Source organism: Streptomyces sp. NPDC041784, assembly GCF_055591025.1.
Genome location: NZ_JBVJAB010000028.1, coordinates 73,367 through 99,112, shown reverse-complemented (window position 1 = coordinate 99,112; position 25,746 = coordinate 73,367). Strand labels below are relative to the sequence as shown.

The following is a 25,746-nucleotide window of genomic DNA, read 5'->3' as shown; positions in this document are numbered from 1 at the left end:
TCCTTTCACAGTCGGCGCAGCCAGTCGTCGGCCACTCCGTGCATCGCCTGTGCTTGTTCCTCGGTGCGTTGCCGTGCGTCGTCCAGGCGGTAGGTGAGGTTGCCGACCACATCGACCACTCCGTCGATCCGCCGGGTCATGGACACGGCGATCTCCGTCTCGCTCTTGCGTTCCATGTGTCCGGTGAGCGTGACCACGCCCTCCGTCACGGAGACCTCGACGCCGCGCGGCGGCAGCCACAGCGCGCGCACCAGGACTTCCTCGATCACCTCGTTGCGGATCTCCCGGTCGGGCCGCAGGAAGACCTGCAGCAGGTCGCGTCGGGTGACGATCCCGACGAGCCGGTCCTCTTCGTCGAGGACGGGAAGCCGTTCCACGTGCCGCCGGGCCATGGTGCGGGCGGCTTGGACGATGGTGTCGTCGGCTTGGACGGTGACGGGCGGTGCCGTCATCAGCCGGCCTGCTGTACGGGCCTTGCCCTTGGCGGCCTGGCGCTTGGCGCCGGGCGTCAGCTCGGCGAGCCTCGTGCGGTGCTTCGGCTCGTACGGGTCGGGAGTGGTCGCCTGGTGCATCATCAGGTCCGTCTCGGACAGGACCCCGATGACCTTGTCGTCCTCGTCCACCACCGGAAGTCCGCTGATTCCGTGGGTCACGAGCAGCCGGGCCACCTCCTTGAACGGTGTGCCGTACTCGGCGCGGACGACGTCCCTGGTCATCACGGAGCCGACCTTGTCGTGTCGCATGGCCGTTCCTTCCTCAGCGCAGCCGGCGAAGATACGGGTCCTGGGGGCGGCGCGGCAGCAGGCGTATCCGTGCGTCGAGCGCGGTGACGCCGTCCGGTCGCGCCAGGACGGGGTTGAAGTCGGCCTCGGCGAGTTGCGGCAGGTCCGCCGCCATCCGGGACAGTCGCAGAAGCAGCTGTTCCAGTTCCTCCAGGTCGACGGGGGCGCTGCCGTCCGCGCCCAGCAGCAACGGGGCGCACCGCGGCGAGGTCATCAGCTCGTGGACATCTCGGTCGGTGAGCGGGGCGAGACGGGCAGCATGGTCGGCGAGCACCTCGGTGGCGGTGCCGCCGAGCCCGAACAGGACGAGCGGGCCGAAGACCTCGTCCTGGACGACGCCCGCGAAGAGTTCGGTGCCGCGGGCGGCGAGTGGTTGCAGGACCACGCCGGTCATGAGCCCCGCGAAGCGGGTCTCCAGGTCGCGGAACGCGGCCCGTACCTGGGCGTCACCGCGCAGGTCCAGGTGGACCGCGCGCTGCTGCGATTTGTGCAGCAACCCGGGCCAGTGGGCCTTCATGACCACCCGGCCGTCGTAGCCACGCAGCCGGTCGGCGGCGAGCACGGCCTCGTCCTCGGTCTCGGCCCAGGCCCAGGGGATCTGCGGGATGCCGTAGCAGGCCAGCAGGTCGGCGCAGGTACGCGGATCGAGCCAGCCGCCGTCGGGGTGCTCGGACAGGTACTCCGCCACGACCGTGCGGGCGCGCTCGGTCTCGACGTCGTCGAGGTCGGGGACGACGCCGACGGGCCGGGCGAGCCAGGCGGCCCGGTCGGCGGCGTGGGCCAGCGCACGGGCCGCCGCCTGCGGATCGGCGTAGGAGGGGATCGTGCCGCCGTCGGCGGCGGGCAGCAGCCGCACGGACCGGTCCTGCTCCAGGCGTAGGGCGACGACGGGCCGCGCGCGCCGGCCGGGAGCCGCGGTGACGGCCCGCACCAGGTCGTCACCGGTGGCCGCGGCGACCGCCGTGGGCACGAGGGCCACGATGACAGCGTCGATGCCGGGGCACCGGGTGAGGCGGTCGACGCATTCCGTCAGTTGCTCCTCCGATACGGCGGCGGTGGCGTCGACCGGGTTGCCGACGGCGGCGCCGTCCGGCAGGGCGGCGAGCAGTTCGTCGATCAGGGCGGGGGTGAACGGGGGAAGCGCCAGCCCCGCCTCCGCGCAGGCGTCGGCGGTGAGCACTCCGGCGCCGCCCGCGTTGGTGACGATCGCGACGCGAGGGCCCTCCGGCAGCGGCTGGGAGTGCAGCAGGGCGGCGGTTTCGAGGAGTTCGCCGACCGAGCGGGTCGCGGTGATGCCGGCCTGGGTGAACAGGGCCCGGCGGGTCATGGTGCGGGTGGCGGCGGCCGCGGTGTGCGAGGCGGCCGCCCGACGCCCGGCGTCCGTGCGTCCGGTGTCGACGGTCAGCACGGGGATGCGGCGCGTCACGCGCCGGGCGGTGCGGGAGAAGGCACGCGGGTTGCCGAACGACTCCAGGTGCAGCAGGGCGAGGTCGGTGCGGCCGTCGCTCTCCCACCACTGGAGCAGGTCGTTGCCGCTGACGTCGTACTTGTCGCCGAGCGAGGCGAAGGACGACACCCCGATGCCGAGCCGGGAGAGCCCGTCGAGCAGGGCGATGCCGACGCCGCCGGACTGTACGGCGACGCCGGCCGTTCCGGGGCGCGGATGCCCGGCGGCGAATGTCGCGTCGAGGTTCAGCTCGGGGTCGGTGTGGGAGACGCCGAGGCAGTTGGGGCCGACGAGCCGCATGCCGTGGGTGCGGCAGGCGGCCAGCAGTGCCCGCGCCTGGAGGTGGTCGAGGCCGGCGGTGACGACGACGAGCGCGCGCACCCCGGCTGTGCCGCACTCCTCGGCGACGGCGGGCACCGCGTCGGCGGGCACGGCCACGATCACCAGGTCGGGCGTCCTGGGCAGGGCGGCCACCGACGGATAGGACGGCACGCCCAGCACCGAGGTGACGTGGGGGTTCACCGCGAAGAGACGACGGGTGAAGCCGCCCGAGTGCAGGTGGTGCAGAACGGCCCGGCCCACCGAGCCGGGCGTGCGTCCGGCCCCGACGACGGCGACCACGGACGGCCGCAGCAGCGGTTCGAGGCTCGCCACGTCGGCGGCACGGCCCCGGGCCTCGACGGCCGACAGGTAGCTGTCGTCCTGGTCGAGGTGGACGGTGCAACGCACCTCCGGTCCCTCGAAGCGGCGGGAGGTGCGCAGGCCGAGGTCGGCGAAGAGGCGCAACACCTCGTGGTTCTCGCTCAGCGCGTCGGCCGTGAAGGTGGTGACGCCCTCCGCCCGCGCCGCCGAGACCAGGTGTTCGACGAGCAGCGTGCCCACGCCCCGGTGATGCAGACCGTCGGCGACGGCGACGGAGATCTCCGCTCCCCGCTTCTCCCCGCCGTGCTTCTCCCCGCCGGTGTCGTACTCGGCGAGGCCGATCACCCGACCGTCCACCTCGGCAAGGAGGGCCCGGTATCCCGGCCGGGCCGGGGCACAGGCCCGGTCGGCGGCCAGGGCGGCCGACCGCCTGCTCGCGGAGAAGAACCGCAGGCGGAGGTTCTCCGGCGACATCTCCTCGTAGAACCCCCGCACCTGTCCGTGGTCGCCCGGCAGCACCGGCCGGATGCACACGGTGGTGCCGTCCGCGAGCAGGGCGTGGACCGTGGGCCGGTCGAGCAGGTCGTCCGTCATCGCAGATCTCCTCCATGGCTTTCGATACCTCGATCGTCCGGCGGAGCGGAGGATGAGCCCATGGGCTGTACGGGGCCGCCCCAGGACCGGTCGGCCCTCCTGTGGCCGCCGACCGGCCCCGCTTCCACCGTTACGACGAGCGGTCAGGACGCGTCAGTCGTCCGCCACCAGCGCCGTCAGGTCCAGGAGGCGGTTGGTGTAGCCCCACTCGTTGTCGTACCAGCCGAAGACCTTGGCCAGGGTGCCGTTGGCCTGGGTCAGCGCGGGGTCGAAGACGCAGGACGAGGGGTCGCCGATGACGTCACGGGAGACGATCGGGGCCTTGGAGACGCGCAGGATGCCGTTCAGCGGACCGTCCGCGGCCGCCTCGAACGCGGCGTTGATCTCGTCCGCACTCGCTTCGCGGGCGAGGACCACGGCGAGGTCGGTGAGCGAGCCGTCCTCCACGGGCACCCGGACCGCGATCCCGTCCAGCGCTCCGGCCAGCTCCGGCACCACCAGTCCCACGGCACGGGCGGCGCCGGTGCTGGTGGGGATGATGCTGAGGGCGGCCGAGCGGGCCCGGCGCAGGTCCTTGTGCGGGCCGTCCAGCAGCGACTGGTCGTTGGTGTAGCCGTGGATGGTGGTCATCACGCCGCGTTCGATTCCGAAGGCGTCGTCGAGCACCTTCACCATGGGGGCGACGCAGTTGGTGGTGCAGGAGGCGGCGGAGACGATCCGGTCGCGGTTCCGGTCGTAGGCGCGGTCGTTGACGCCCATCACGATGGTGGCGTCCACGTTCTTGCCGGGCGCCGACAGCAGCACGGTGTGCGCTCCGCCCTTCAGGTGCAGAGCCGCGGAGTCGCGGTCGCGGAAACGGCCGGTGGACTCGATGACGACGCCGGCGCCGTAGTCGGACCAGTGCAGGGCGGCCGGGTCGCGTTCGGCGGTGACGGCGATACGCCGCCCGTCGACGGTGATGGAGCTGTCGTCGTGCTCCACGTCGCGTCCGATGCGTCCGAACGTCGAGTCGTACTCCAGCAGGTGGGCCAGGGTGGCGGGTGAGGTGATGTCGTTGATGGCGACCACCTCGACGTCCTGGGTGCCCTCCTCGGCACGGTCGAGGGCGGCGCGCAGATAGGTGCGGCCGATACGGCCGAAGCCGTTGATGCCGACGCGTACGGTCATGGCGGTGAGTTCCTTCCGAAGGAGAGGGCGGGTCAGGTGTTCCAGGTCCAGTCGGTGACCTCGAGCAGGTCCGTGCCGTGCTCGCGGATCCAGGCCTGGTGGCGCGTGCGGGCGTCGGCCATCTCCTGCCGTACGGCGGCGGCACGCACGGCCAGACCGGGGACGCGGTCGATGACGTCCATGACGAGGCGGTAGCGGTCGAGGTCGTTGCGCACGACCATGTCGAACGGCGTGGTCGTGGTGCCGGACTCCTTGTAGCCGCGCACGTGCAGGTTGCGGTGGCCGGTGCGGCGGTAGGCGAGCCGGTGGATGAGCCACGGATAGCCGTGATAGGCGAAGACCACCGGCTTGTCGGTGGTGAACAGTCCGTCGTACTCGAAGTCGCTCATGCCGTGCGGGTGTTCCTCGCGCGGCAGCAGCCGGGTCATGTCGACCACGTTGACCACGCGGACGGCGAGGCCGGGGAGGTGACGACGGAGCAACTGCGCGGCGGCCAGCACCTCCTGGGTGGGCACGTCACCGGCGCAGGCCAGGACGGCGTCGGGCTCGCGGCCGCCGTTCTCGGTGCCGGCCCACTCCCAGACGCCGGCGCCGCGGGCGCAGTGCGCCCGGGCCTGGTCCATCGACAGCCAGTCGAAGCAGGGCTGCTTGCCCGCGACGATGACGTTGACGCAGTCCCGGCTGCGCAGGGCGTGGTCCGCCACCGACAGCAGGGTGTTGGCGTCCGGCGGCAGGTACACGCGCACGACTTCCGGGCTCTTGTTGAGGACGTGGTCGACGAAGCCGGGGTCCTGGTGGGAGAACCCGTTGTGGTCCTGCCGCCACACGTGCGAGGTCAGCAGGTAGTTGAGAGAGGCGATGGGCGCGCGCCACGGTAGCTCGCGTGATGTCCTGAGCCATTTGATGTGCTGGTTGACCATCGAGTCGACGATGTGCACGAACGCCTCGTAGCAGGAGAACAGTCCGTGCCGGTCGGTGAGGAGATAGCCCTCCAGCCAGCCCTGGCAGGTGTGTTCGGAGAGGATCTCCATCACCCGGCCGTGATGCTCGAGGTGCTCGTCGACCGGCAGGTGTTCGGCCTGCCACGCCTTTCCGCTGACGTCGAACACGGCCTGGAGCCGGTTCGACGCGGTCTCGTCCGGGCCGACGAGGCGGAAGTCCCGGCGTGCACCCGTGTCCTTCATCACCCGGGCCAGGAGGTCGCCCAGGACGCGGGTCGGCTCATGCAATGTGGTGCCAGGTTTGTCGACCGGCACGGCGAACTCGTCCAACGGTGCGACGGGCAGTTCGCGCACGAGCAGACCGCCGTTGGCGTACGGGGTGGCACCGAGCCGCCTGGCGCCGTCGGGGACACAGGCCAGGACGTCGGCGGCGGGGCGCCCGTCCGGACCGAAGAGCTCCTGGGGCTTGTACGAGCGCAGCCAGGTCTCCAACTGGCGGAGGTGCTCGGGATTCTCACGAACGCCGGACAGCGGCACCTGATGGGCCCGCCAGGTGCCCTCGACGGGCACGCCGTCCACCTCGGCGGGACCGGTCCAGCCCTTCGGGGTGCGCAGCACGATCACCGGCCAGTGCACGCGCTCGCTCACACCGTCCTCGCGGGCGGTCCGCTGCATCACGGCAATGCGGTCCAGGGCGTCGTCCATCGCCGCCGCCATGGCCCGGTGCACCTGGATCGGGTCGTCGCCGGTCACGTGGATCGGATCGTGGCCGTACCCGCGCAGCAGTGCGTCGAGTTCGGGCTCGGGGATCCGGGCCAGCACCGTCGGGTTGGCGATCTTGTAGCCGTTGAGGTTCGGGCGGTTGCTCGTGCAGGGGCCACTGGTCCCGAATCAGAGCCGGCGGGCCCCCGCGGGGCTCGGCGCGGGGGGCCGAGTCGGGCCCACCGCGCCGTCGGTGCTCAGCGCAGCCAGCTGTGGTCGCGGACGAAGGGCAGCTTGGCCCAGAACCGGCCGGCGCCGAGGGTGTCGCCGGCGGCGGCAACGGCCAGGACGATCAGGGCGATCGCGTAGATCACGTGGTAGTCGACGAACGGGTTCGTCGACATGCTCGGCGAACCGTCCGAGAGGCGCTTGGCCGGCGGCCACTCGGCGATCCACATCAGCGCCATCATGGCGCTGCCGGCGACGGCGGCGAGGCGCAGCGCGACACCGGCGACCAGGGCGAGGCCGATCCCGAACAGACCGAGCATGAACAGCCAGTCCGCCCAGGTGTCGCCGGCCCAGGAGTGGAAGGTGGACTCCATCGGCCCGACGGCGACGGAGCCGAGGAAGCCCTTCGTCGGCGATCCGCCGTCGATCCAGCCCTTGCCGGAGGGCGTGGCGTAGCCGAGCCCGAAAGTCTTGTCGAGGAACGCCCACAGGAAGACGAACCCCGTGAGCAGGCGCAGGGAGGCGAAGGCGTAGGCCCGCGCGGTGTGCGTGCCGGTGCCCGCCGACACGGCCGACTCGGATGCGGAGGCGGTCCGGTTCCTGCGGAACGACGGCAGGTGGAACCCGGAGCTCCGGTGAGGATGCTCGTGCACGGCCATGATCATGGTTCCCTTCGAGGGCGGTCGGGTCGGTGCCTGACACCACTCACTCTGGGCGCGCGCGCCGATCGGCGCCGGATGCCGAAGGTCCGCCGCCACGGGACCGAACGGCCCTGTTCCCAGAGGCCGTTGGGCCGGGTGCGGGTGCGGCACGCCGGACACGGGGGCTCTCGCCGTGGCTCTCGCGACCGGTGGATCATGAGGCCAGACGACGGAAGGCGGCAGATGTCCCAGGGTTCGGACAGACATGACCCGAAGTGGCGTCGGCTGGCGCCCGGCCTCGTCTCCCTCCTCGGCTACCGCCGCGCGTGGCTCACGGGTGACCTGCTCGCCGGGGTGACCGTGGCCGCGTACCTCGTGCCGCAGGTCATGGCCTACGCGGGCGTTGCCGGGCTGCCGCCGGTCACCGGTCTGTGGGCGATTCTCCCGGCCCTCGCGATGTACGCCCTGTTCGGTTCCTCGCGGCTGCTGTCGGTCGGCCCCGAGTCCACGACCGCCCTCATGACCGCCGCGGTGGTCGCGCCGCTCGCTGCCGGGGACTCCGGGCGCTACGCGTCCCTGTCGGCCGCCCTCGCGGTCACGGTCGGGCTGCTCTGCCTGGTCGCCCGGGCGGTGCGGCTGGGCTTCCTCGCGGACCTGCTGTCCCGTCCCGTCCTGATCGGCTATCTGGCGGGCGTGGCGCTCATCATGATGGTGGATCAGCTGCCCAAGCTCACCGGCGTGGAGACGACGGGCGCGGGGCTCTTCCCCCAGCTGTGGTCCTTCCTCGCCCATCTGCCCGACGCGGACCTGGCGACGGTCGTCTTCTCCGCCGTGGTCCTCGTATTCCTCTTCGTGACGGCCCGTCACGCCCACGCCGTGCCCGGCCCGCTGGTCGCCCTGGTCCTCGGGACCGCCGCCGTCGTGGTCTTCGACCTCGACGGGCGGTACGGGCTGAAGGTGATCGGCGAGGTCCCGTCCGGCCTGCCGAGCCTCGGCGTCCCGGACCTGAGCGAGCTGCCGCGGCTCGTGCTGCCCGCGCTCGGCGTGCTGCTGGTCGCCTACACCGACTGCGTCCTCACCGCGCGGGCGTTCGCCGACCGCGACGACGGGCGTCCCGGGCTCGACGCCGACCAGGAGTTCCTCGCCCTGGGTGCCGCCAACCTCGGTGCCGGTGCGCTGCACGGCTTCCCGGTGAGCAGCAGCGCCAGCCGCACCGCGCTCGCGTCCTCGGCGGGCGCCCGCAGCCAGGCGTACTCGCTGGTGGCCGGGGCAGTGGTGCTCGCGGTGCTGCTCTTCTTGAGCCCGCTGCTGACGCGCACACCGTCCGCCGTGCTGGGCGCGCTCGTCGTCTACGCCGCGGTCCGCATGATCGACCTGACGGGTTTCCGGCGGCTGGCGTCCTTCCGCCGTCGGGAACTGCTGCTGGCGCTCGGCTGTCTCGCCGGGGTGCTCGCCCTGGACATCCTGTACGGGGTGATCGTGGCCGTCGGTCTGTCCGTTGCCGAGCTGCTGAGCCGGGTGGCGCGCCCGCACGACGCCGTCGAGGGGCTGGTCCCCGGTGTGGCCGGCATGCACGACGTCGACGACTATCCGCAGGCCCGCACGGTTCCCGGCCTGCTCGTCTACCGTTACGACTCCCCGCTGTTCTTCGCCAACGCGGAGGACTTCCGGCGCCGTGCCCTGGCCGCCGTCGACGAACAGCGCGACCTGGTCCGCTGGTTCGTCCTCAACACCGAGGCCAATGTCGAGGTCGACATCACCGCCCTCGACGCCGTCGACGCACTGCGCCGCGAACTGTCCCACCGCGGTGTCGTGTTCGCCCTCGCCCGGGTGAAGCAGGACCTGCTGGACGACCTGGAGGCGTACGGCCTCGCGGACACCGTCGGCAAGGACCTGATGTTCCCGACGCTCCCGACCGCCGTGGCCGCGTACCGCGCGTGGCTCGGCCGTCAGTAGGCGGGCACGCCCCGCTCCCTGAAGCGCTCGCGACGCTCTCCGTCAGGGCCGGGTCGGACAGCCCGGCAACTCGCCGCCCCCGCCCGTCAGCCGGCCGTGAGATCCGGGCGGATCAGGGTGCCCGAGCGGCCGTGCCCGATCTCGTACGCCGCGTCCAGGGCCCCGATGGCGGCCAGCCCTCCGGTCCGCTCCACGAACCGTGCGGCGGCCTCGGCCTTGGGCCCCATGGAGCCCTCCGGGAAACCCTTGCGGCCCAACTCGGCGGGGGTGGCGTCGAGGACGGGCCGCTGAGCCGGAGTCCCGTAGTCCTCGTACACGCAGGGGACGTCGGTGAGGATCAGCAGGAAGTCGGCCTTCAGGTCCTCAGCGAGCAGGGCGGCGGTGAGGTCCTTGTCGATGACGGCCTCCACTCCGGTCAGCGCGCCGGTGTCCTGGCCGGCCGTGACGGGAACGCCTCCGCCGCCCGCGCAGATCACGAGGGTCCCGCTGTTGAGCAGTTCGTGGACGGTGTCGGTCTCCAGGATCCGTTCCGGTGCCGGGGAGGGGACGACGCGGCGCCAGCCGGTGGTGTCCTGCGCGATGTGCCAGCCGCGCTTGCGGGCGAGGGCACCGGCCACCTCGCGGGGGTAGACCTGGCCGACGAACTTGGTGGGCCGTGCGAACGCCGGGTCGTCTGCCCGTACGAGGGTGTGGGTGACGAGGGTGGCGATGTGACGGCCGGGCAGGGCGTCGTGCAGCGTGCAGGCCAGCAGGGAGCCGATCATGCCCTGGGTCTGGGCGCCGAGCAGATGGAGGGGGTAGGGGGCGCTGAGGGCGGGGTCGGCCGCGCTCTCCATGGCGAGCAGGCCGATCTGGGGGCCGTTGCCGTGGGTGAGGACGATCTCGTGCTCATGGGCGAGAGCGGCCAGCGCGGTGGCGACCCGGTCGATGTTCGCCTGCTGGACGGCGGCGTCGGGGCGTTCACCGCGGTGCAGCAGGGCGTTGCCACCGAGGGCGACGACGATACGCATGGCTTCAGTCCTCCAGGGTGGCGACGAGCACGGCCTTGATGGTGTGCAGCCGGTTCTCGGCCTGGTCGAAGACGATCGACGCGGGTGAGTCGAAGACGTCGTCGGTGACCTCGAGTCCGTCCAGGCCATAGCGGTCGAAGAGGTCCCGGCCGAGGCGGGTTCGGCGGTCGTGCAGCGCCGGCAGGCAGTGCATGAACTTCACGTCCGGGTTGCCGGTGGCGGCCATGATCTTGTCGTTGACCTGGTAGGGCAGCAGCAGTGCGATGCGCTCCCGCCAGGTGTCGGCGGGCTCGCCCATCGAGACCCAGACGTCGGTGTGCAGGAAGTCGGCTCCCCGTACGGCGGTCTCGACGTCCTCGGTGAGCGTGATCCGGGCGCCGCTGCTCTCGGCGAGCTCCCGGCACTTGATGACCAGCGCGGAATCGGGCCACAAGGCCGCGGGCGCGGCGATACGGACGTCCATGCCGAGCAGCGCGCCCATGGACAGCAGGGAGTTGCCCATGTTGTTGCGCGCGTCGCCGAGGTAGCAGTAGGCGATGTCGGGCACGGGCTTGAGGCTGTGCTCGTGCATGGTGAGGACGTCGCACAGGCTCTGGGTGGGGTGCGCGGTGTCGGTGAGGCCGTTGTAGACGGGGACGCCGGAGTGGGCGGCGAGTGCGGTGACGAGGGACTGGGCGGAGCCGCGGTACTCGATGCCGTCGAACATGCGGCCCAGCACGCGGGCGGTGTCGGCGATGGACTCCTTGGCGCCGATGTGGGTGTCGCCGGGGCCCAGGTAGGTGGTGGCGGCGCCCTGGTCGGCGGCGGCGACCTCGAAGGCGCAGCGGGTGCGGGTGGAGGTCTTCTCGAAGATCAGCGCGAGGTTCCTGCCGGTCAGCCGAGGCCGCTCGGTGCCGGCGCGCTTGGCGGTCTTGAGGGTTGCGGCCAGGTCGAGGAGATGGTGGATCTCGGCGGCGGTGAAGTCGAGTTCGCTCAGGTAGGAGCGGCCTCGCAGGTCGACGTTCGTCGTGGTGGTGGTCATGGCCTGTCCTCTTCTCGGCAGGGCTCAGGCGGCCGGGTCGCGTTCGATGGGGCAGCTCATGCAGCGCGGGCCGCCGCGGCCGCGGCCGAGTTCGGCGCCGGCGATGGTGACGATCTCGATACCCTGCTTGCGCAGGTAGGTGTTGGTGGTGACGTTGCGCTCGTAGCCGACGACGACTCCGGGGGCGAGGGCGAGGAAGTTGCTGCCGTCGTCCCACTGCTCACGTTCGGCGTTGCGGATGTCCTGCGGGGCGGACAGCATCCGGACCTTGTCGAGATCGAGGGCTTCGGCGAGGGCGGTCGCCAGGTCGGAGTTCGGGGCGACGTCGAAGCCGCACTCGCGTGTGCCGCTGGGCGTGAGCGTCCAGGAGCGCAGGGAGTCGGCCAGGCCCGGGTAGATGACGAAGGTGTCGCGGTCGAGCATCGTCAGCACGGTGTCGAGGTGCATGTAGGCACGTGCGGCGGGGAGTTGGACGGCGATGAGGCGCTGTGCCGCGCCGTCGGCGAACAGCCGGGCGGCCAGGTTCTCCACCGCTTGCGCGGTCGTGCGTTCGCCCATGCCGACCATGACGGCACCGTTGCCCAGGACGTGGACGTCACCGCCTTCCAGGGTGCCCACGGCGCCGTCGAGTATCGGTGCGGGGGCGGTGCCGGCGAACATCGGGTGGAAGCGGTAGATGGCCTCGGCGTGCAGGCTCTCGCGCCGCCGGGCGGACTTGGCCATCGGGTTGACCGACAGGCGGTCGTACACCCAGCAGGAGTTGTCGCGCGGGAAGAGGTGGTTGGGCAGCGGGGCGAGGGCGAAGTCGTCGGCGTCGAGCGCGTTCCATACCAGGCTGTGGGGGCTGGCGAGCGGCAGATCGCTCTTGAGGAGTCCGCCGATCAAGTGTCCGGCCAGGGTCTCCCCGTCGAGTCCGGCGCACAGCTCGCGCACCGGGTCGATCAGCGCCGGTCCGACGGTCCCCGGGGTGATCACCCGGTCGAGCAGCCAGTCGCGGGCCTCGTCGCCGTCGAGGGTCTGGGCGAGCAGGTCGGCGAAGTAGTGCACGCGGGTGCCGTGGTCGCGCAGCACCTGGGCGAAGGCGTCGTGTTCCTCGCGAGCACGCTTGGCCCACAGGATGTCGTCGAAGAGGAGGGCGTCGACGTTGCGCGGGGTGAGACGGGAGAGTTCGATGCCGGGGCGGTGCAGGATCACCTGGCGCAGGCGGCCGGCCTCGGAGTCGACGTGGAACGTGCTCATGGCGTCGTGGCTTCCTCTGTCGTGAGGGGGGGGAGGGGGAGGTGGTCAGTCCTGAGGGCGGTGGGCGTTCCGCTTGCGCGGACCGCCGACGCGGTTGGTACTCAGCCCGCGTGGGAGCCGCTTGGGCGGTGCCGGAGTTTCCGGGGCACGCTCCTCGCGCGGGGCGCGGGCGGCAGGGATCACCGGGTCCGCTTCGCCGTACCGGCCCTGGCCACGCTTCAGCCAGACGTAGACCGGAACGCCGAGGAGCAGCACGAACAGGCCGTAGTAGACCGTCTGGTAGCCGCTGCCCTGGATCGACCAGTAGGAGAAGGCCAGCGCCAGAGCGGCGACGGTGACGTCGCGGGCGAGGCGCCGTGGGCTGAGGGTCTCCCGGCCGCGCACCAGCAGCCAGTACAGCTGGGCGGCGGCGGAGAACAGGTACGGGATCACCGCGGTGAGCACGCTCAGCAGCACGATCTTCGTGAAGACGTCCTCGAAGCGGGTGTAGCTGAACACCGTGATCAGCGAGGCCAGCACGGTGGAGGCGACGACCCCGAAGGCCGGGACGCCGCTGTGCCCGCGCAGCTTCGCGAAGGCGTCGGGGAAAAGCCCGTCGCGGGCGGCGGCGTAGGGCATCTCGGCGCACAGCATGGTCCAGCCGTTGAGAGCGCCGATGCCGGAGATGATCGCGGCGACGGCCACGACGTCTCCCGCCCAGGTGCCGCCGAAGATGTTGTTCGCGGCGTCGGTGAACGGTGCCGTCGTGTCGCCCAGCGTCGCGTGCGAGACGGTGCCGAAGACCGCGAGCGTGCCCAGGATGTAGATGACGGCACACAGGAGTGTGCCGTAGACGGTGGCGCGCGGTACGTTCCGCTCGGGCTCGCGCACCCGGCCGGCGACCACCGAAGCGGCCTCCAGACCGAGGTAGCTGAACAGGGCGATGGCGGCGGCCGCGGAGATCGCGCCGAGCGCCGACTGACCACTGGCGTTGAAGGCGCCGAAGTTGTCCGGGTCGATGAACAACAGCCCGATGGTCGCCATGAAGACGAGCGGCACGAACTTCAGCACGGTGGTGACCACCTGGAACGCGCCGATGTTGCGGACACCGGTGAGGTTGATCGCGGCCGCCACCCAGAGCCCGCCGAGGGCGAGACTCATGGAGATCCAGGTCCTGTGACCCGTGTTGACGAACACTTCGACATAGCCGACCCACGCCACGGCGATCGCCGCGTTGCCGGCCCACGCGGTGATCCAGTACGACCACGCGTTGAGGAATCCGGCGAACTCGCCGAAGGCGTCCCGGGCGTAGACGTACGGCCCGCCGCTCGCCGGCACCCGCTTCGACAGCGCCCCGAAGGTCAGCGCGAGCGCCAGCGCGCCCAGCGTCACGACTACGAAGGCGACCAGCGAGACCGGGCCGTACGGAGCGAGGGCGGAGGGGAGGGCGAAGATTCCGGTGCCGATGATGCTCCCGATCACCAGCGCGGACGCGGCCGGAAGGCCCAGCGCCGCCTTGGGCTTGGGCGCCGCTCGGTCACCAGTCGCTGAAGTCCTGGGCATGGCTGTGCTCCTCGTGCAGGGTGCAGCGGATGAGTCGATTCGTGAACGATGTTCGTGCGCCACGCCGGAGCAGGGCAGCGGCCGGTCGGGTCGGCAGGGGTCCCGAAGGTCCCGATCCCCGAGGCCCGTGCGGCCCAACTCGTGGCGGGCGCACACCGAAGGACGCATCCCTGGGACACCGTCAGCGCCCGGTCCCCGACGGACGGCGGGTGCGGTGACGAGGAGACACTCAGCCGTTGTTCTGGCCACGATGTCGTACGGCGCGATCGATGGGCCGGGTGGCCCATGGCCTGCCCCGCGTAACCGGCACACGCCGGCCCTGGAGGGTGGCACATCCCGCTGCGGAGGCAGACCATCGGCGCTGTCGTGTGGACGCGCCGACCGCTTGTGGATCACCCGTACCGGCAGGATCGAGTTCGACATGCACGTGCCGGGCCGTCGGGCCGCCGTCGTCGAGAGCCTCTGACACAACGAACCGGTCTGCTGGTCCTGGCTCTTCACCCCGCCCGTCCGGCACCTGGGCGCCGAGGCGACCACAGCGCGGTACAGGCCTACGAGTTCGACGTGACGGCCCTCCGATCCCTGTGCCAGGACGACGCGGCGCCGGGCAACGATGTCGCCCGGTGGGTCTCCGCCCGGACCATGGCCCGGGCGAAGGTCAAGCGGCTCCCGGTGGTCGACGCCGTGGGCCTGTTCGAAGGCATCGTCAGCCGTTCCGACCTGCTCAAGGTGTTCCTCCGGACCGACGAGGACATCGCCGAGGAGATCCGGCGCGAGGTCGTGTCCCACCTGGTCCCCACGCCGGGAGCGAGCGTGCGTGTGGAGGTGCGGGACGGCGTCGTGAAGCTCGTCGGCCGGGTCCGGGGACACCTCGCTGGTGCAGGTGGCGGCACGGCTGGTTCGCGCGGTCGGGGGCGTCGTGGACGTCGGCTTCGACCTCACCCGACAAGGAGGGCCGAAGGAGGCGCCCGCAGGCGACACCGAGAGCGTCGACTCTGCGTGAACCCGCCGGGACCGGGTGGCCACGCCCGGTCCCGGCAGTCACGGTGACGTCGTGGTCCCGCCGACGAAGGCGCGGCGCGGGCTGCCCGCACGCTCGGGCTGCCCGCACGCTCGCCTGTCCCAGCGCGCGCTGAGCCTGTCAGGACGGCTTTCGCCGAGCGAGTGGGTCGGTCGGTCCAAGGTGGTGTCTTGTGGATCTTGCGGGGCCGCGGGGGTTGGCACGCACTCCCCCAGAGGGGGACCCCCAGCCGCGTTGTCGCCGTTGGCCGACTCCCCCACGCTCGGCTGCGCTCGCGCGGGAGGGACCCCGTCGCGTCGACGCCCTCCTCGGCCCCACAGCCGCACGCACCAGACCCCGCTCGGCTGCGCTGAAAGGGCCCCGCTGATGGGAGCCGACCTGATCCACAAGACACCCTCTGGTGCGTTCGGTCCCGGCCGGGGTTGCACCGCGTTGGATTGCGGCGATCGTGGAGTTAGTGAAGTCGTACGGCCCGGAGATGCGCGTCGCTGGAGGCCACCCCTGTCGCCGACACCACCTTCAAGCCGACGGAGGCCGTGGTCCCGTGCGGCGGAGACGCCCGTGACCGGATGCGATGCCCGCCCTCCACCTTCGAGGCCATGAAGATGGGAAGGCCAATGGTGATTGCGAGAGTCGGCGTTTTCGGCGCCATGTCCAAGGAGCATCGCGATCAGCTGATGTCGCTCGCTCGTGACGTGTCGTTCGCGACGGGCGAGCGCATCTTCGAGGAGGGCGGCAACGCCGACCGCTTCTGGGTCATCCACACGGGCACGGTGGCCCTCGATCTTCGTGTGCCCGGCCGGGAGGCGGCGGTCATCGAGACACTGGGTGCCGGAAGGCTGCTGGGCTGGTCCTGGCTGGTCCCTCCTCATCACTGGCATCTGGGGGCCGAGGCCGGCAGCCCGGTACGGGCCTACGAGTTCGACGCGGCAGCGGTCCGTGCGATGTGCGCGCAGGACCCGGTGCTGGATCACGAAATGTGCACCTATGCGGTCGGCGTGCTCGCGCGCCGGCTCAGGTCCACCAGGATGCGACTGCTCGACCTGTACGCGCCCCACGGCGCGGGCGAAGTTCCCTGACGAGGTGAGACGAGGTGGTGGGAAGTGCCGGAGACCCCGCACATCGTGAGCGATGTGATGAGTCAGACGGTCGTGGCTGTCGGACGCGACGCGCCCTTCAAGGAGATCGTCGAGACCATGGAGCAGTGGAAGGTCAGCGCCGTGCCGGTACTCGAGGGCGAAGGGCGCGTCATCGGTGTCGTCTCCGAAGCCGACCTTTTGCCCAAGGAGGAGTTCCGCGACAGCGACCCGAGCCTCTTGGAGCAACGCGGGCGTCTGTCCGACGTCGTCAAGGCCGGGGCCGTGACGGCGGAGGAGCTCATGAGTACCCCCGCCGTCACGGTCCGCCCTGATGTCACCTTGGCCCAGGCGGCCAGGATCATGGCAGTCCGGCACGTCAAGCGTCTGCCCGTGGTCGACGACATCGGCATGCTCCAGGGCATCGTCAGCCGTGTCGACCTGCTGAAGGTCTTCCTGCGGTCGGACGAGGACATCGAGGAAGAGGTCCGCCGCACGGTGGTGGCGTATCTCTTCCCGGCCTTCCGCCACGCCATCCATGTGAACGTGCACGAGGGAGTCGTCACCCTGCGCGGGCACATCCACGACACCTCGCTCATCTCGGTCGCCGTGCGTCTCGTACGCGCAGTGGAGGGCGTCGTGGACGTCGATCCCCATCTCACCGGCGAGCCCACCACTCCGGCCTGACCGGGGGGCGCACAGTTAAGTGCCGCCGCACGTACACGCGAGGTGAGGCGCCGACGCGTACTCCTCATCACTGCTCGGCAACGTGATGCGGCGGCCAGGTCACTGGAACAGGCGATGGCCGGATCGGCCGACAGTTCCTCGCTGTACCCCAGGTACTCCTGCACCATTCCGGTCCGCCGGGCCGTCTCGTCCCGGGCAGGCACCGACGTGCGCGCTCGGCGGTGACACGTCGGCCGACGTCACCGCGCTCAGGCTGCCTACTGCGCAGGGGCCCGCTTCGCCCCAGGCCCCGCGCTCTGCCCGCCGGTGCCAATGCCCTGATGAAATACCCGGCAGGGTATACCGCCGCGACAGCTCGCCCAAGGGCCGAACCGGTCCCCGCCGCAGCCCGTCGGCCTCTCGACCAGCCGCGCCGTCCGCGGTCCACTGAAAGTCGGCAGCAGTCGACCACCAGCGAGAAGGGCCCGGCCATGACCGGCAGCGCATCGCAGACCCTCAGCACGAACCAGCCGCAGGAGGCGGAGGTGCACCGCTTCGAGGTCACCCACGTCGACCAGGACGCCTACACCGTGGACATTCGCGGCCACCGCATCCAGGTCGACCAGCCCATCCTGGCGGGCGGCACGGACACCGGACCCACCCCCACCGAACTGTTCGCAGCCTCCCTCGCCACCTGCGTCGCCTTCTACGCGGGCCGTTTCCTCCACCACCACGGCCTGGACCGGGCCGGACTGCGAGTCCGTACCGAATTCACCATGGCCACCGACCGGCCCGCCCGCGTGGCTTACGTGCGCGTCACGATCACCCCGCCTCCCGGGCTGTCCGAGCAGCGCCGCGCGGCCCTGCTCGCCGTGGCCTCGCGCTGCACGGTGCACAACACCCTCTGGCAGCCGCCCGAGATCGACATCGAGCTGGAGCCATGAGCACCACCTCCCTCGCGCCGGCCGCGTCGGCCTTGCTGGAGCGCATCCGGGGTGGGCTCATCGGGGACGACGAGGTGCTGGACGGCCCATACGACCGGGCAGTGGCACCATCACGCCGGTGCCGCCGATCCCCCACTGCGGCTGACCGGCATGCGCTTCACCGCCGACGCAGGCATCACCGCGCCGGCCGTCCACCACCACCGTCTGGGTGAGGAGACACTGCCCGGTCAACTCGGCCGCGCCCGTGAAGTGCTCGCCTCTCGCTCCGACCGCCTGGACGACGGCCCCACCGGTCTGGCGGCCGACTTCGAGCGCATGCGCTGGTTCCCCCTGCCGCCCGTCTGCCTGGAACGAACCCGGCCCGACGCACGATTGAACCGCATACCCCACCAGGTGCAGGAGGGGAGACCGAAGGCCATGGCGACGATCGAACCGACCAAGGACAACTTCGAGGAGACCGTCGCCGGTTCGGAGATCGTGCTGATCGATTTCTGGGCGCCCTGGTGCGGACCGTGCCGCATGTTCGGCCCCGTCCACGAGAGAGCGGGCGCACAGCACCCCGACACAGTCTTCGGGAACCCTGAAGGAGCTGATCGGCAGGATCCGGGCCGTCGACATGGACGATGTGCGCCGGCATGCCGCGCGATCGGCGGCGGCGCACTGACACCGCAGGGGGCCCGCGGAGAACGCGGGCGCCCTGCGGTGCCCCGCTCAGCGGCTGCGCAGGGCCGCGAGCACGGCGTCGAGATCGGCCGGGCGGGGACGGTTGTGGGGCAGCTTGCCGAGAACGACGGCCATGCCACACGTGTCGGTGACCGCGGAGAAGACCAACCCACCCGCGATGCCCGCCGACAGGAGCTGGAACGCCGGGTGCACGAGCAGGCCGAGGACAAGGCCCAGCAGCACCACGGTGCCGGCCGTGAAACGGACCTGGCGTTCCATGCTCCACCCGGAACGGGTGTCGTAGGCCGCCGGGCGGTGCAGGTCGTGCCCCTCGGCGGCCCAGGCGCCGGTGCCACCGGCGAGGGTGGCGGTGGGGATGCCCTGCACGGCCAGCAGCTTGCAGGCGTTCTCGGAGCGGGCGCCGGAGGCACACACGACGAGGACGTCACCGCGCTCGGCGGCATGCCGTATCTCCGGCAGGGCCCGCCGGATGTGGTCCAGTGGGATGTTGACGGCACCGGGCAGGTGGCCGGAGGCGTACTCGGCGGGCGTGCGCACGTCGATGACGGTGAGTTCGTGGAGCCGGGTGCGGGCCTGGTCGGTGCCGAGGGCGACGGGGGTGGGAGAACTGGTCATATCAGGTGTGATCCTTGATGGTCGACGCCGTCCCGAACCGGGACGTACAGTACCCCTAGGGGTATTTTTCGAGGAGTGATCGTGGAACTGGAGCTCGAGGGCGCGGACCTGAAGGCCGTACTGAACCGGCTGCGCCGTGCGCAGGGTCAGATCTCCGGCGTGATCCGGATGATCGAGGAGGGGCGCGACTGCGAGGACGTCGTCACGCAGCTCGCCGCCGCCTCGCGCGCGCTCGACCGGGCCGGCTTCGCGATCATCGCGACCGGCTTGCAGCAGTGCGTGGCGGACATCGACTCCGGTCGCAAGAACGGCGAGGACAGCGAACAGATGCGGGCCCGCCTGGAAAAGCTGTTCCTGTCGCTGGCGTAGGGCTCGGCCGGGCCTGCGGGCTTCGGCACATCACGCCACCGCGTCGATCAGCATGAACGCGGCCACAGACAGCAGCACCAGGGCGAAGATCCGCTGAAGGGTGTGTCCGGAGAGCTTCGCGGCCAGTCGTCTGCCGTCCCAGGCGCCTAGTACTGCAACGGTGCTTGTTCTGAGTGCTGGGCAGTTTTCAGGGGCTGTGTCCGCGTCGTTTGTAGTGACTCAGGCGGGCTTGGTGCTGGCGTCGTCGGCGCCATCCCGATCGGTGCTGGTCGGCGGTTGGTGAGGCGGGTGATCAGGCGTCTGATCTCGGCGAGGCTGAGGTGGATGAGCTGGGAGGATCCGTTTCTGCTTTGTCCGTGTCCAGCTGTCGGGCCCGCAGGACGGTCAGGCAGGCGTGGGCGGCCATGGCCAGGGTCATGTGGCGGTGCCAGCCGGGGTAGCGGCGGACCTGGTAGTCGTCCAGGCCGCATTCCTGCTTGGCGGTCTGGAAGCATTCCTCGACTGCCCAGCGGCTGCCCGCGATGCGGATCAGCTCGTCCAGCGTCGTGTCGGCGGGACAGTAGGCGATGTAGTAGGAGATCTCCTCGGGCCTGCTGACGCTGCGGCGGGCGAGGACCCAGTGGCGGCGGTCCTCGCGGTGCCAGGGCCGCACCTCGACGCGGGCCCAGTCGAAGATCCGCCGGCCATGGGCTCCTTCGCCGCAGGAACGGCGTTTCCATTTCTGCCGCGGCAGCCCGGGAAACAGGTCGTGGACGGGGTGGTCGATGGACCAGCGGGTGACGACGGTGTCGTGCCGGGTGGTGGCCATGACGTGGAAGACGTCCGCCTGCTCCAGCTCGAACCGCCAGCCCTTGCTGTAGCCATAGGCGGCGTCCGCCGTGACCCAGCTGAACGGGACCTTGTCGGCGATGGCCCGGCGGACCATCGCCTTGGCCATGGCCACCTTCGTCTCGAAGACGACACTGTCATCGATGCCGGCCCGGCGGCAGCGGTCCCGGTCGTCCGTCCAGGAGGTGGGCAGATACAGACGGCGGTCGATCAGCGTGCGTCCGCGGCTCGTGGCGTAGGCGAGGAACACACCGATCTGGCAGTTCTCGGTGCGTCCCGCAGTGCCGGAGTACTGCCTTTGCGCGCCGGCCGAACGGATGCCCTTCTTCAGAAACCCGGTGTCGTCGACGATCAGGACGGCCTCGCGGTCTCCGAGGTGTTCCACGACGTAGTCGCGTACGTCGTTCAGGACCTCGTGGGCGTCCCACTCGATCCGGTTCAGCAGCCGGTGGATGCGATCCGGGCCCGTGTGCCCGGCCTCCTCCGCCAGCGTCCAGCCGTTCTTCCGCTGCAACGGAGCGATCAGCCCACGCATATACGCCAGCGCCGACTGCCGCGGCTCCTCCCGGTTGAACCGGTGCACGAACCGCTCATGCAGAGCACCCAGTTCCCCCGCCCACAACCTGACATCAGCAAGGTTCCCACCCATAACCACACCAACGACCGAGCTGGCCAGCAGTCACGGCAAAGACCGTTGCAGTACTAAGCAGCTGCGGCCCAGTTCAGAGGGTGAATCAGGGCAGCTGCAGAGGATGCCCGCCGAGGGGCGCCCGGGGCGCGGGCCTGGTCACTGGCAGAGAGCGCTGACGCGGTTCTCGTACTCGCGGCGGGCCTTGCGCTGGGCCGGGATCGCCGAGGTGCCCGGGGCGCCGTCGAGGGGTTGGCAGCGGGCGAGGAGTCGGCGGTGGACCGAGGGCACGGCGCTGACGCGGAGCGTGTAGCCCTGGCCGCGCCGTACAGTCACGCCCTGGTCGAGCGCGGCGCGCTCTGCGGGGTCCAGTTCGGCCCCGCAGAGGAAGTCGGCGACCTTACCCGGCATGTCGAGGGTGACCGGCAGCGCAGGGGCCGGGGTGCCCTGGTGGCCGGCGGTGTGCTCGGGCATGAGGTCGGCGACGGCCGTACGGATGGCTCCGCGGCTGACGTCGTGCTCGCGGGCGAGGCTGGCGATGGACTGGCCGCCCAGGTACGCGGCGCGCACGGCGCGCACATCTCCCCGGCCCGCAGCTCGGTGGTGAACTACTACGGCTCCATCACCGTCGACTACGAGCACGAATTGGCCCAGCTCGACGACCAGGGGCACCGGCCGCTGCGGACTGTGGCCATCGACGATCCCCGAGCCGGGCTGTAGTAGCCGTAGTCCTCGGCGCCGCCTCCATGCGGGCGGCGCCGAGCCCGATCGGCGGTGAATCGCCCCACTGTGACTGCGGGCGCAGGGCAGCGGGGCGGGTCAGGAGGGGTGGGAGCGGACGGTCGCCCAGACCGCCGCCGGGTATGTCGTGTCTTCGCTACGGGCAGCTGGTGACGGTGTCGCCGGGGCCGGGGCCGGGGGCGCAGGTGTCGCTTCCGGGCCCGCCGTTGAGGGTGTCGGCGCCGTTGCCGCCACTGAGGATGTCGTTGCCGGGCCCGCCGTTGAGGGTGTCGGCGCCGTTGCCGCCACTGAGGATGTCGTTGCCGGGCCCGCCGTTGAGCGTGTCGGCGCCGTCGCCACCACTGACCGAGTCGTTGCCGGATCCGGCGTAGACGGTGTCGTTGCCGTTGCCCGCGCTGATGTTGTCGTTGCCGCCGAATGAGCAGATCACGTCGTTGCCGGATGTGCCGGCGAGGTTGTTGGCGGTGCTGGTGCCGAGGATCGTGCAGCCGTGGGCGTTGTTCACGGTGGTGTTCGCGGTGTCGGTGTTGTTGGCCGGCACGGGGTCGGGTTCGGTGGCGCTGGCCGTGGCGGTGTCGGAGATGGTGCCGGTGGCTGTGGGTTCGACGACGATGGTCACCGTGGCGCTGGCGCCGGGGGCGATGGTGCCCAGGGTGCAGGTGGCGCTGGTGGATGTGGTGGTGCAGGTGCCCTGGCTGGGCGTGGCCGACACCAGGGTCGCACCGGCTCCGCTGACGGTGTCGGCCAGTGTGACGCCGGTGGCCGACAGGGTGGTGCTGGTGTTGGTCACCGTCACGGTGTAGGAGGCTTGATCGCCCAGGCTGACGGTCGCCGGCCCGGTCTTAGTGACGGCCACGTCCACGCCGACAGGGGCAGCGCCAACGCCCTCGTACCGGGCCAGCCCGAAGTCAGTGCCCGCCTGGCCGGCGGCGACGATCTTGCCGTCTGCCTGCAGCGCCACCCCCCGAGCATTGTCGAATGTGCCGAAGTCGGTGGTCACCGTGCCGCCGGTGCCGAAGGAGGTGTCCAGGCTGCCGTTGGTGTTGTAGCGGGCGAGCGCGAAGTCGCCCGGCCCGCCGGCGGCGACGATCTTGCCGTCGGCCTGCAGCGCCACCCCGTTAGCCTGGCCGGCGAAGGCGGTGGTGACCTTGCCGTCAGTGTCGAAGGAGGTGTCCAGGCTGCCGTTGGTGTTGTAGCGGGCCAGCGAGAAGGCGGTCGACCCGCCAGCGGCGACGATCTTGCCGTCGGTCTGCAGCGCCACCCCGAAAGCCCTCTCGGTGCCGCCGAAGTCGGTGGTGACCTTGCCGTCAGTGTCGAAGGAGGTGTCCAGGCTGCCGTTGGTGTTGTAGCGGGCGAGCGCGAAGTCGAGGTTGCCGGCCGACTCTCCCTCCCCGGCGGCGACGATCTTGCCGTCGGCCTGCACTGTCACCCCGTGAGCCTGGTCGAAGCCGCCGGCGATGTCGGTGGTCACCTTGCCGTCGGTGTCGAAGGTGGTGTCCAGGCTGCCGTTGGTGTTGTAGCGGGCCAGCGCGAAGTCGGTGTTGGTGATGCTGCCCGTGTCCGTTCCGCCGGCGGCGACGATCTTGCCGTCGGTCTGCAGCGCCACCCCGAGAGCCTCGTCGCCGGCGAAGAAACCGGTGATCACCTTGCCGCCGGTGCCGAAGGTGGTGTCCAGGCTGCCGTCGGTGTTGTAGCGGGCCAGCCCGAAGTCGAAGCCCGCCCCGCCGGCGACGACGATCTTGCCGTCGGCCTGCAGCGCCACCCCGTTAGCCCGGTCGTTGCCGCCGGCGAAGTCGGTGGTCACCTTGCCGTCGGTGTCGAAGGTGGTGTCCAGGCTGCCGTCGATGTTGTAGCGGGCCAGCACGAAGTCGCCCGCCCCGCCGGCGCCGACGGCGATGATCTTGCCGTCGGCCTGCAGCGCCATCCCTCTGGCAACGTCGTTGCCGCCGGCGAAGTCGGTGGTCACCGTGCCGCCGGTGCCGAAGGTGGGATCCAGGTCGCCCGGCGCCGCCAGCGCGACCCCGGGACAGAACAATACGAGCGCCGCGCCCATGGCCGCTGCCGCCCCAACCCGGCTGTTCCTCGACCACTGCCCGCCTGTGGCACGTCTAGTACGTCGTCTGAACGCGAAGAGCAGATCAGGAAAAAACGTGGACATGGCCATTCAAGTCGCCTTCCGTCTTCGTGCCGCCACTCGCGCCACCGCATCCAGCGGTCATCGCAGCGACGCCACTTCTCGCGGGTACCTCGTGCACTCGCTCGGGGGCAGATCCCAGGAGGACAGCACACCGACCCGGGACGCTCACAACCACAGCTATTCCTCGCCACCCTGATGACGCTTCATGGGTTCGGCCAAGCGATGTCCAGCAGTGCCTGATCAGCCCAGTCATCACCTATTGCCCGACGGGCCGCGCCAGCGATAACCGAGACGGCCAGGCCCGCGCGCAGGACTGAGCAGGGATCATGAGAACCAGTGGGACGCCGCACAGTCGCGGCGGCCGGGGGCGTTTCATAGGTGGTCCCTGTTGCAACACCGTGCCGACCGACGTTCCCGCAGGCCGCCACGTTTCACCGGTCGTTTCCTTCCTCTTGATCAGTGAAACGCACTCGTGGAAACAATCTCGGCGTGATCACCGAGCCGCACAAGCTCGTCGAAGCGCACAAGTGCCCGATGTCCACCTGCACCGCCCCGGCCGGCTCGCCCTGCCGGACCACCGCGGGCAAGGTCGCGCTCAAGTACCACACCGCCCGCTTCCAACTCGTCCCCGCGCTCCGCTCCGAACTCCACGTGGCCACCCCCGCCGTCCGGCATCCCGGCTCGGCCTGGACCGCTCTACCAGTGCAGAAACTCGCGACGCCCGCCGTCCCGATGGAGATCCGTCTCGGGTACGCGCGTGTCTCCACCCGCACCCAGGAGATCCAGTCACAGGTCGACGCCCTCGAAGCCTCCCAGGTGCATCGGCTGTTCCAGGAGCAGATCAGCACGCGCGTGCGCGAGCGCCCGGAGATGAAGGCGACCCGCGCCGCCGCCCGCGAGTACCGCTCACTGGGGGCGAAGGTCACGCTCGTGGTGCACGAGATGAAGCGGCTGGGGCGCGGCGCCCTGGAGCTGCTCAAGGTCGCCGAGGAGCTGCGCGACGCCGAGATCGAGCTGGAGTTTCTCACCGGCCCGCTGGCAGGCAAGCACGATCCCGCCAGCCGCGGGGCCGCCCTGTTCGCGTTCTTCGCCGCCATGGCGGAGTCCGAACGCGACTACATCCGCGACAAGGCCCTCGAAGGCCAGGAGACCGCCCGGTCGAAGGGCAAGGCCATCGGCGGTACGAAGGTCTCCGACGCGGACATGCTCGCCACCGCGCTCCGGCTGCGCGATGAGGAACATCTGTCGCTGCGCGAGATCGCCTCCCGCCTCGTCATCCGCACCGGAAAGAAGCGCGGCCAGCACCCCGCTCCGGCGACTGTGATGCGGATGCTGCGCGAGCACGACGAGCAGAAGGCCGCGATGGAACCCGCGCGCTGACCTGCGGATCATTCCTTAGCGTTGTTTTTTCGGCGAGATCTACTGGGACCCCACATCCTGGAGCCGTTCGGCCTCGGCTTCGATGCCGCGTTTGCGGCCGGTGCGCTTGAGTGCGGCCTGTAGCTGCGTGCGTGTCAGCCTCGCGGCCCGCGTCGGTGTTGGTGCCGCCTTGAGGAGTTCGTGCGCCTCCCGGCGGCACAGACCGTTCTTCCACGATTCGAAGGCGGTCAGGGCGGACGGGTAGTACTCGCGCATCAGGGAGCGGAGCTGGTTGGAGATCTGCTGTCGGTTCCACGTGGCGTCCTGCTGAGCTCTGGCGAGCACGGCGAGGGCACGGGCCAGGTCGCTGTCCTGCGGCAGTGGCTGCCGGTGGGCGTGCATGTCGGTGCGCAGGATGTTGGCCAGGACCAGGGCGCCTCCGGGGTCGGACTTCTTGCGGGAGACGCTGTGCCGGTCACGGTAGCGGGCGGCGGCCATCGGGTTGATCGCGAACACTTGCCTTTTGCCGGTCCGCAGCACCGCGACGAGCAGTCCGCGGGAGGTCTCGATCGCGACCGGGACCGGGTTCTCCTGGGTGTCGCCGTACTCGGCGAGCAGGTCCAACAGGATCTTGTAGCCGACCGCGTCGTCGGTGATGTGCCGCTTGGCCAGTAACTGGCCGCTGTCGTCGACCAGGGCGACGTCCTGCGTTCGCTCGGCCCAGTCGATGCCGCAGTAGATCAAGTCTTTCCCCTCCGTCGTACTG

The 25,746-nt window shown here is 70.7% G+C and carries 18 protein-coding genes and 5 pseudogenes; 8 read left to right on the top strand and 15 right to left on the bottom strand.

The genetic code is table 11. From position 1 onward, the window contains the following. Positions 1-5 precede the first annotated feature (5 nt). From ACZ6D7_RS38540 to ACZ6D7_RS38520, 5 genes and pseudogenes are all read right to left on the bottom strand, one after another. Positions 6-743, bottom strand: a complete 738-nt coding sequence (locus tag ACZ6D7_RS38540; RefSeq protein ID WP_469501038.1) for a CBS domain-containing protein — start codon at positions 741-743, stop codon at positions 6-8. Between the two features lie 13 nt (positions 744-756). Then, positions 757-3,465: a bifunctional acetate--CoA ligase family protein/GNAT family N-acetyltransferase gene (locus ACZ6D7_RS38535; protein WP_469501036.1), complete on the bottom strand. Its 2,709-nt coding sequence runs from the start codon at positions 3,463-3,465 to the stop codon at positions 757-759. A gap of 153 nt (positions 3,466-3,618) precedes the next feature. Then, entirely contained in the window at positions 3,619-4,632 is a 1,014-nt protein-coding gene (gap, locus tag ACZ6D7_RS38530; protein ID WP_469501034.1) for a type I glyceraldehyde-3-phosphate dehydrogenase, read from the bottom strand. A gap of 32 nt (positions 4,633-4,664) precedes the next feature. Further along, positions 4,665-6,428, bottom strand: a pseudogene (locus tag ACZ6D7_RS38525) (phosphoketolase); the annotation flags it as partial. Between the two features lie 104 nt (positions 6,429-6,532). Then, positions 6,533-7,162, bottom strand: a complete 630-nt coding sequence (locus ACZ6D7_RS38520) for a hypothetical protein (protein ID WP_469501032.1) — start codon at positions 7,160-7,162, stop codon at positions 6,533-6,535. Positions 7,163-7,387: 225 nt separating this feature from the next. Here ACZ6D7_RS38520 and ACZ6D7_RS38515 point away from each other — a divergent pair, with 225 nt between their 5' ends. Continuing rightward, complete coding sequence (locus ACZ6D7_RS38515; RefSeq protein ID WP_469501030.1) at positions 7,388-9,100, top strand: SulP family inorganic anion transporter; 1,713 nt, start codon at positions 7,388-7,390, stop codon at positions 9,098-9,100. Between the two features lie 86 nt (positions 9,101-9,186). Here ACZ6D7_RS38515 and ACZ6D7_RS38510 read toward each other — a convergent pair whose 3' ends face one another. Genes ACZ6D7_RS38510 through ACZ6D7_RS38495 form a run of 4 tightly spaced genes read right to left on the bottom strand, consistent with a single transcriptional unit; the run spans position 9,187 to position 13,912 of the window. Continuing rightward, positions 9,187-10,110, bottom strand: coding sequence for a carbamate kinase (locus tag ACZ6D7_RS38510; protein ID WP_469501029.1), 924 nt, complete (start codon positions 10,108-10,110; stop codon positions 9,187-9,189). A 4-nt stretch (positions 10,111-10,114) separates the two neighbouring features. Next, positions 10,115-11,131 (bottom strand): ornithine carbamoyltransferase, encoded by a 1,017-nt coding sequence (argF, locus tag ACZ6D7_RS38505; protein WP_469501027.1) that lies wholly within the window; start codon positions 11,129-11,131, stop codon positions 10,115-10,117. Between the two features lie 24 nt (positions 11,132-11,155). Beyond that, positions 11,156-12,370, bottom strand: coding sequence for an arginine deiminase (locus ACZ6D7_RS38500; protein ID WP_469501025.1), 1,215 nt, complete (start codon positions 12,368-12,370; stop codon positions 11,156-11,158). A gap of 45 nt (positions 12,371-12,415) precedes the next feature. Then, on the bottom strand, positions 12,416-13,912 hold the full coding sequence (locus tag ACZ6D7_RS38495; protein ID WP_469501023.1) for an APC family permease: 1,497 nt from the start codon (positions 13,910-13,912) through the stop codon (positions 12,416-12,418). A 630-nt stretch (positions 13,913-14,542) separates the two neighbouring features. Here ACZ6D7_RS38495 and ACZ6D7_RS38490 point away from each other — a divergent pair. The 5 genes and pseudogenes from ACZ6D7_RS38490 to ACZ6D7_RS38470 all read left to right on the top strand — a co-directional run. Beyond that, a pseudogene (locus ACZ6D7_RS38490) lies at positions 14,543-14,915 on the top strand (BON domain-containing protein); the annotation flags it as partial. Positions 14,916-15,532: 617 nt separating this feature from the next. Beyond that, a complete protein-coding gene (locus ACZ6D7_RS38485; protein WP_469501021.1) occupies positions 15,533-16,012 on the top strand; it encodes a Crp/Fnr family transcriptional regulator in 480 nt (159 codons plus the stop codon). Between the two features lie 24 nt (positions 16,013-16,036). Continuing rightward, the gene (locus tag ACZ6D7_RS38480) at positions 16,037-16,696 is read left to right on the top strand and encodes a CBS domain-containing protein (RefSeq protein ID WP_469501019.1); all 660 of its coding nucleotides are present in this window, start codon (positions 16,037-16,039) and stop codon (positions 16,694-16,696) included. A 470-nt stretch (positions 16,697-17,166) separates the two neighbouring features. Continuing rightward, complete coding sequence (locus tag ACZ6D7_RS38475; RefSeq protein ID WP_469501016.1) at positions 17,167-17,619, top strand: OsmC family protein; 453 nt, start codon at positions 17,167-17,169, stop codon at positions 17,617-17,619. A 150-nt stretch (positions 17,620-17,769) separates the two neighbouring features. Beyond that, positions 17,770-18,126 (top strand): annotated as a pseudogene (locus ACZ6D7_RS38470) (thioredoxin domain-containing protein); the annotation flags it as partial. Positions 18,127-18,330: 204 nt separating this feature from the next. Here ACZ6D7_RS38470 and ACZ6D7_RS38465 read toward each other — a convergent pair. Further along, a complete protein-coding gene (locus tag ACZ6D7_RS38465; protein WP_469501015.1) occupies positions 18,331-18,918 on the bottom strand; it encodes a rhodanese-like domain-containing protein in 588 nt (195 codons plus the stop codon). Positions 18,919-18,999: 81 nt separating this feature from the next. Between ACZ6D7_RS38465 and ACZ6D7_RS38460 the strand changes: the two genes are divergently transcribed. Continuing rightward, on the top strand, positions 19,000-19,287 hold the full coding sequence (locus tag ACZ6D7_RS38460) for a metal-sensitive transcriptional regulator (protein WP_469501014.1): 288 nt from the start codon (positions 19,000-19,002) through the stop codon (positions 19,285-19,287). Between the two features lie 30 nt (positions 19,288-19,317). On the opposite strand, the pseudogene ACZ6D7_RS38455 reads toward ACZ6D7_RS38460, so the two are convergent. The 4 genes and pseudogenes from ACZ6D7_RS38455 to ACZ6D7_RS38440 form a co-directional block, all read right to left on the bottom strand. Then, positions 19,318-19,443 (bottom strand): annotated as a pseudogene (locus ACZ6D7_RS38455) (sulfite exporter TauE/SafE family protein); the annotation flags it as partial. Positions 19,444-19,579: 136 nt separating this feature from the next. Further along, on the bottom strand, positions 19,580-20,764 hold the full coding sequence (locus tag ACZ6D7_RS38450) for an IS701 family transposase (protein WP_469501013.1): 1,185 nt from the start codon (positions 20,762-20,764) through the stop codon (positions 19,580-19,582). A gap of 138 nt (positions 20,765-20,902) precedes the next feature. Next, entirely contained in the window at positions 20,903-21,313 is a 411-nt protein-coding gene (locus tag ACZ6D7_RS38445; protein WP_469501012.1) for a resolvase, read from the bottom strand. A 307-nt stretch (positions 21,314-21,620) separates the two neighbouring features. Continuing rightward, positions 21,621-23,648 (bottom strand): calcium-binding protein, encoded by a 2,028-nt coding sequence (locus ACZ6D7_RS38440; protein WP_469501010.1) that lies wholly within the window; start codon positions 23,646-23,648, stop codon positions 21,621-21,623. Between the two features lie 462 nt (positions 23,649-24,110). Between ACZ6D7_RS38440 and ACZ6D7_RS38435 the strand changes: the two genes are divergently transcribed. After that, the gene (locus tag ACZ6D7_RS38435) at positions 24,111-25,001 is read left to right on the top strand and encodes a recombinase family protein (RefSeq protein ID WP_469501008.1); all 891 of its coding nucleotides are present in this window, start codon (positions 24,111-24,113) and stop codon (positions 24,999-25,001) included. 51 nt (positions 25,002-25,052) lie between these two features. Here the strand turns inward: ACZ6D7_RS38435 and ACZ6D7_RS38430 are convergent. Continuing rightward, a pseudogene (locus ACZ6D7_RS38430) lies at positions 25,053-25,724 on the bottom strand (IS110 family transposase); the annotation flags it as partial. Positions 25,725-25,746 lie beyond the last annotated feature (22 nt).

Excerpts from the sequence above, each read along its gene's own strand:
- ACZ6D7_RS38540 (WP_469501038.1), bottom strand. The coding sequence starts at position 743 with ATGCGACACGACAAGGTCGGCTCCGTGATGACCAGGGACGTCGTCCGC.
- ACZ6D7_RS38535 (WP_469501036.1), bottom strand. The coding sequence starts at position 3,465 with ATGACGGACGACCTGCTCGACCGGCCCACGGTCCACGCCCTGCTCGCG.
- gap (WP_469501034.1), bottom strand. The coding sequence starts at position 4,632 with ATGACCGTACGCGTCGGCATCAACGGCTTCGGCCGTATCGGCCGCACC.
- ACZ6D7_RS38520 (WP_469501032.1), bottom strand. The coding sequence starts at position 7,162 with ATGGCCGTGCACGAGCATCCTCACCGGAGCTCCGGGTTCCACCTGCCG.
- ACZ6D7_RS38515 (WP_469501030.1), top strand. The coding sequence starts at position 7,388 with ATGTCCCAGGGTTCGGACAGACATGACCCGAAGTGGCGTCGGCTGGCG.
- ACZ6D7_RS38510 (WP_469501029.1), bottom strand. The coding sequence starts at position 10,110 with ATGCGTATCGTCGTCGCCCTCGGTGGCAACGCCCTGCTGCACCGCGGT.
- argF (WP_469501027.1), bottom strand. The coding sequence starts at position 11,131 with ATGACCACCACCACGACGAACGTCGACCTGCGAGGCCGCTCCTACCTG.
- ACZ6D7_RS38500 (WP_469501025.1), bottom strand. The coding sequence starts at position 12,370 with ATGAGCACGTTCCACGTCGACTCCGAGGCCGGCCGCCTGCGCCAGGTG.
- ACZ6D7_RS38495 (WP_469501023.1), bottom strand. The coding sequence starts at position 13,912 with ATGCCCAGGACTTCAGCGACTGGTGACCGAGCGGCGCCCAAGCCCAAG.
- ACZ6D7_RS38485 (WP_469501021.1), top strand. The coding sequence starts at position 15,533 with ATGAAGATGGGAAGGCCAATGGTGATTGCGAGAGTCGGCGTTTTCGGC.
- ACZ6D7_RS38475 (WP_469501016.1), top strand. The coding sequence starts at position 17,167 with ATGACCGGCAGCGCATCGCAGACCCTCAGCACGAACCAGCCGCAGGAG.
- ACZ6D7_RS38465 (WP_469501015.1), bottom strand. The coding sequence starts at position 18,918 with ATGACCAGTTCTCCCACCCCCGTCGCCCTCGGCACCGACCAGGCCCGC.
- ACZ6D7_RS38450 (WP_469501013.1), bottom strand. The coding sequence starts at position 20,764 with ATGGGTGGGAACCTTGCTGATGTCAGGTTGTGGGCGGGGGAACTGGGT.
- ACZ6D7_RS38440 (WP_469501010.1), bottom strand. The coding sequence starts at position 23,648 with ATGGCCATGTCCACGTTTTTTCCTGATCTGCTCTTCGCGTTCAGACGA.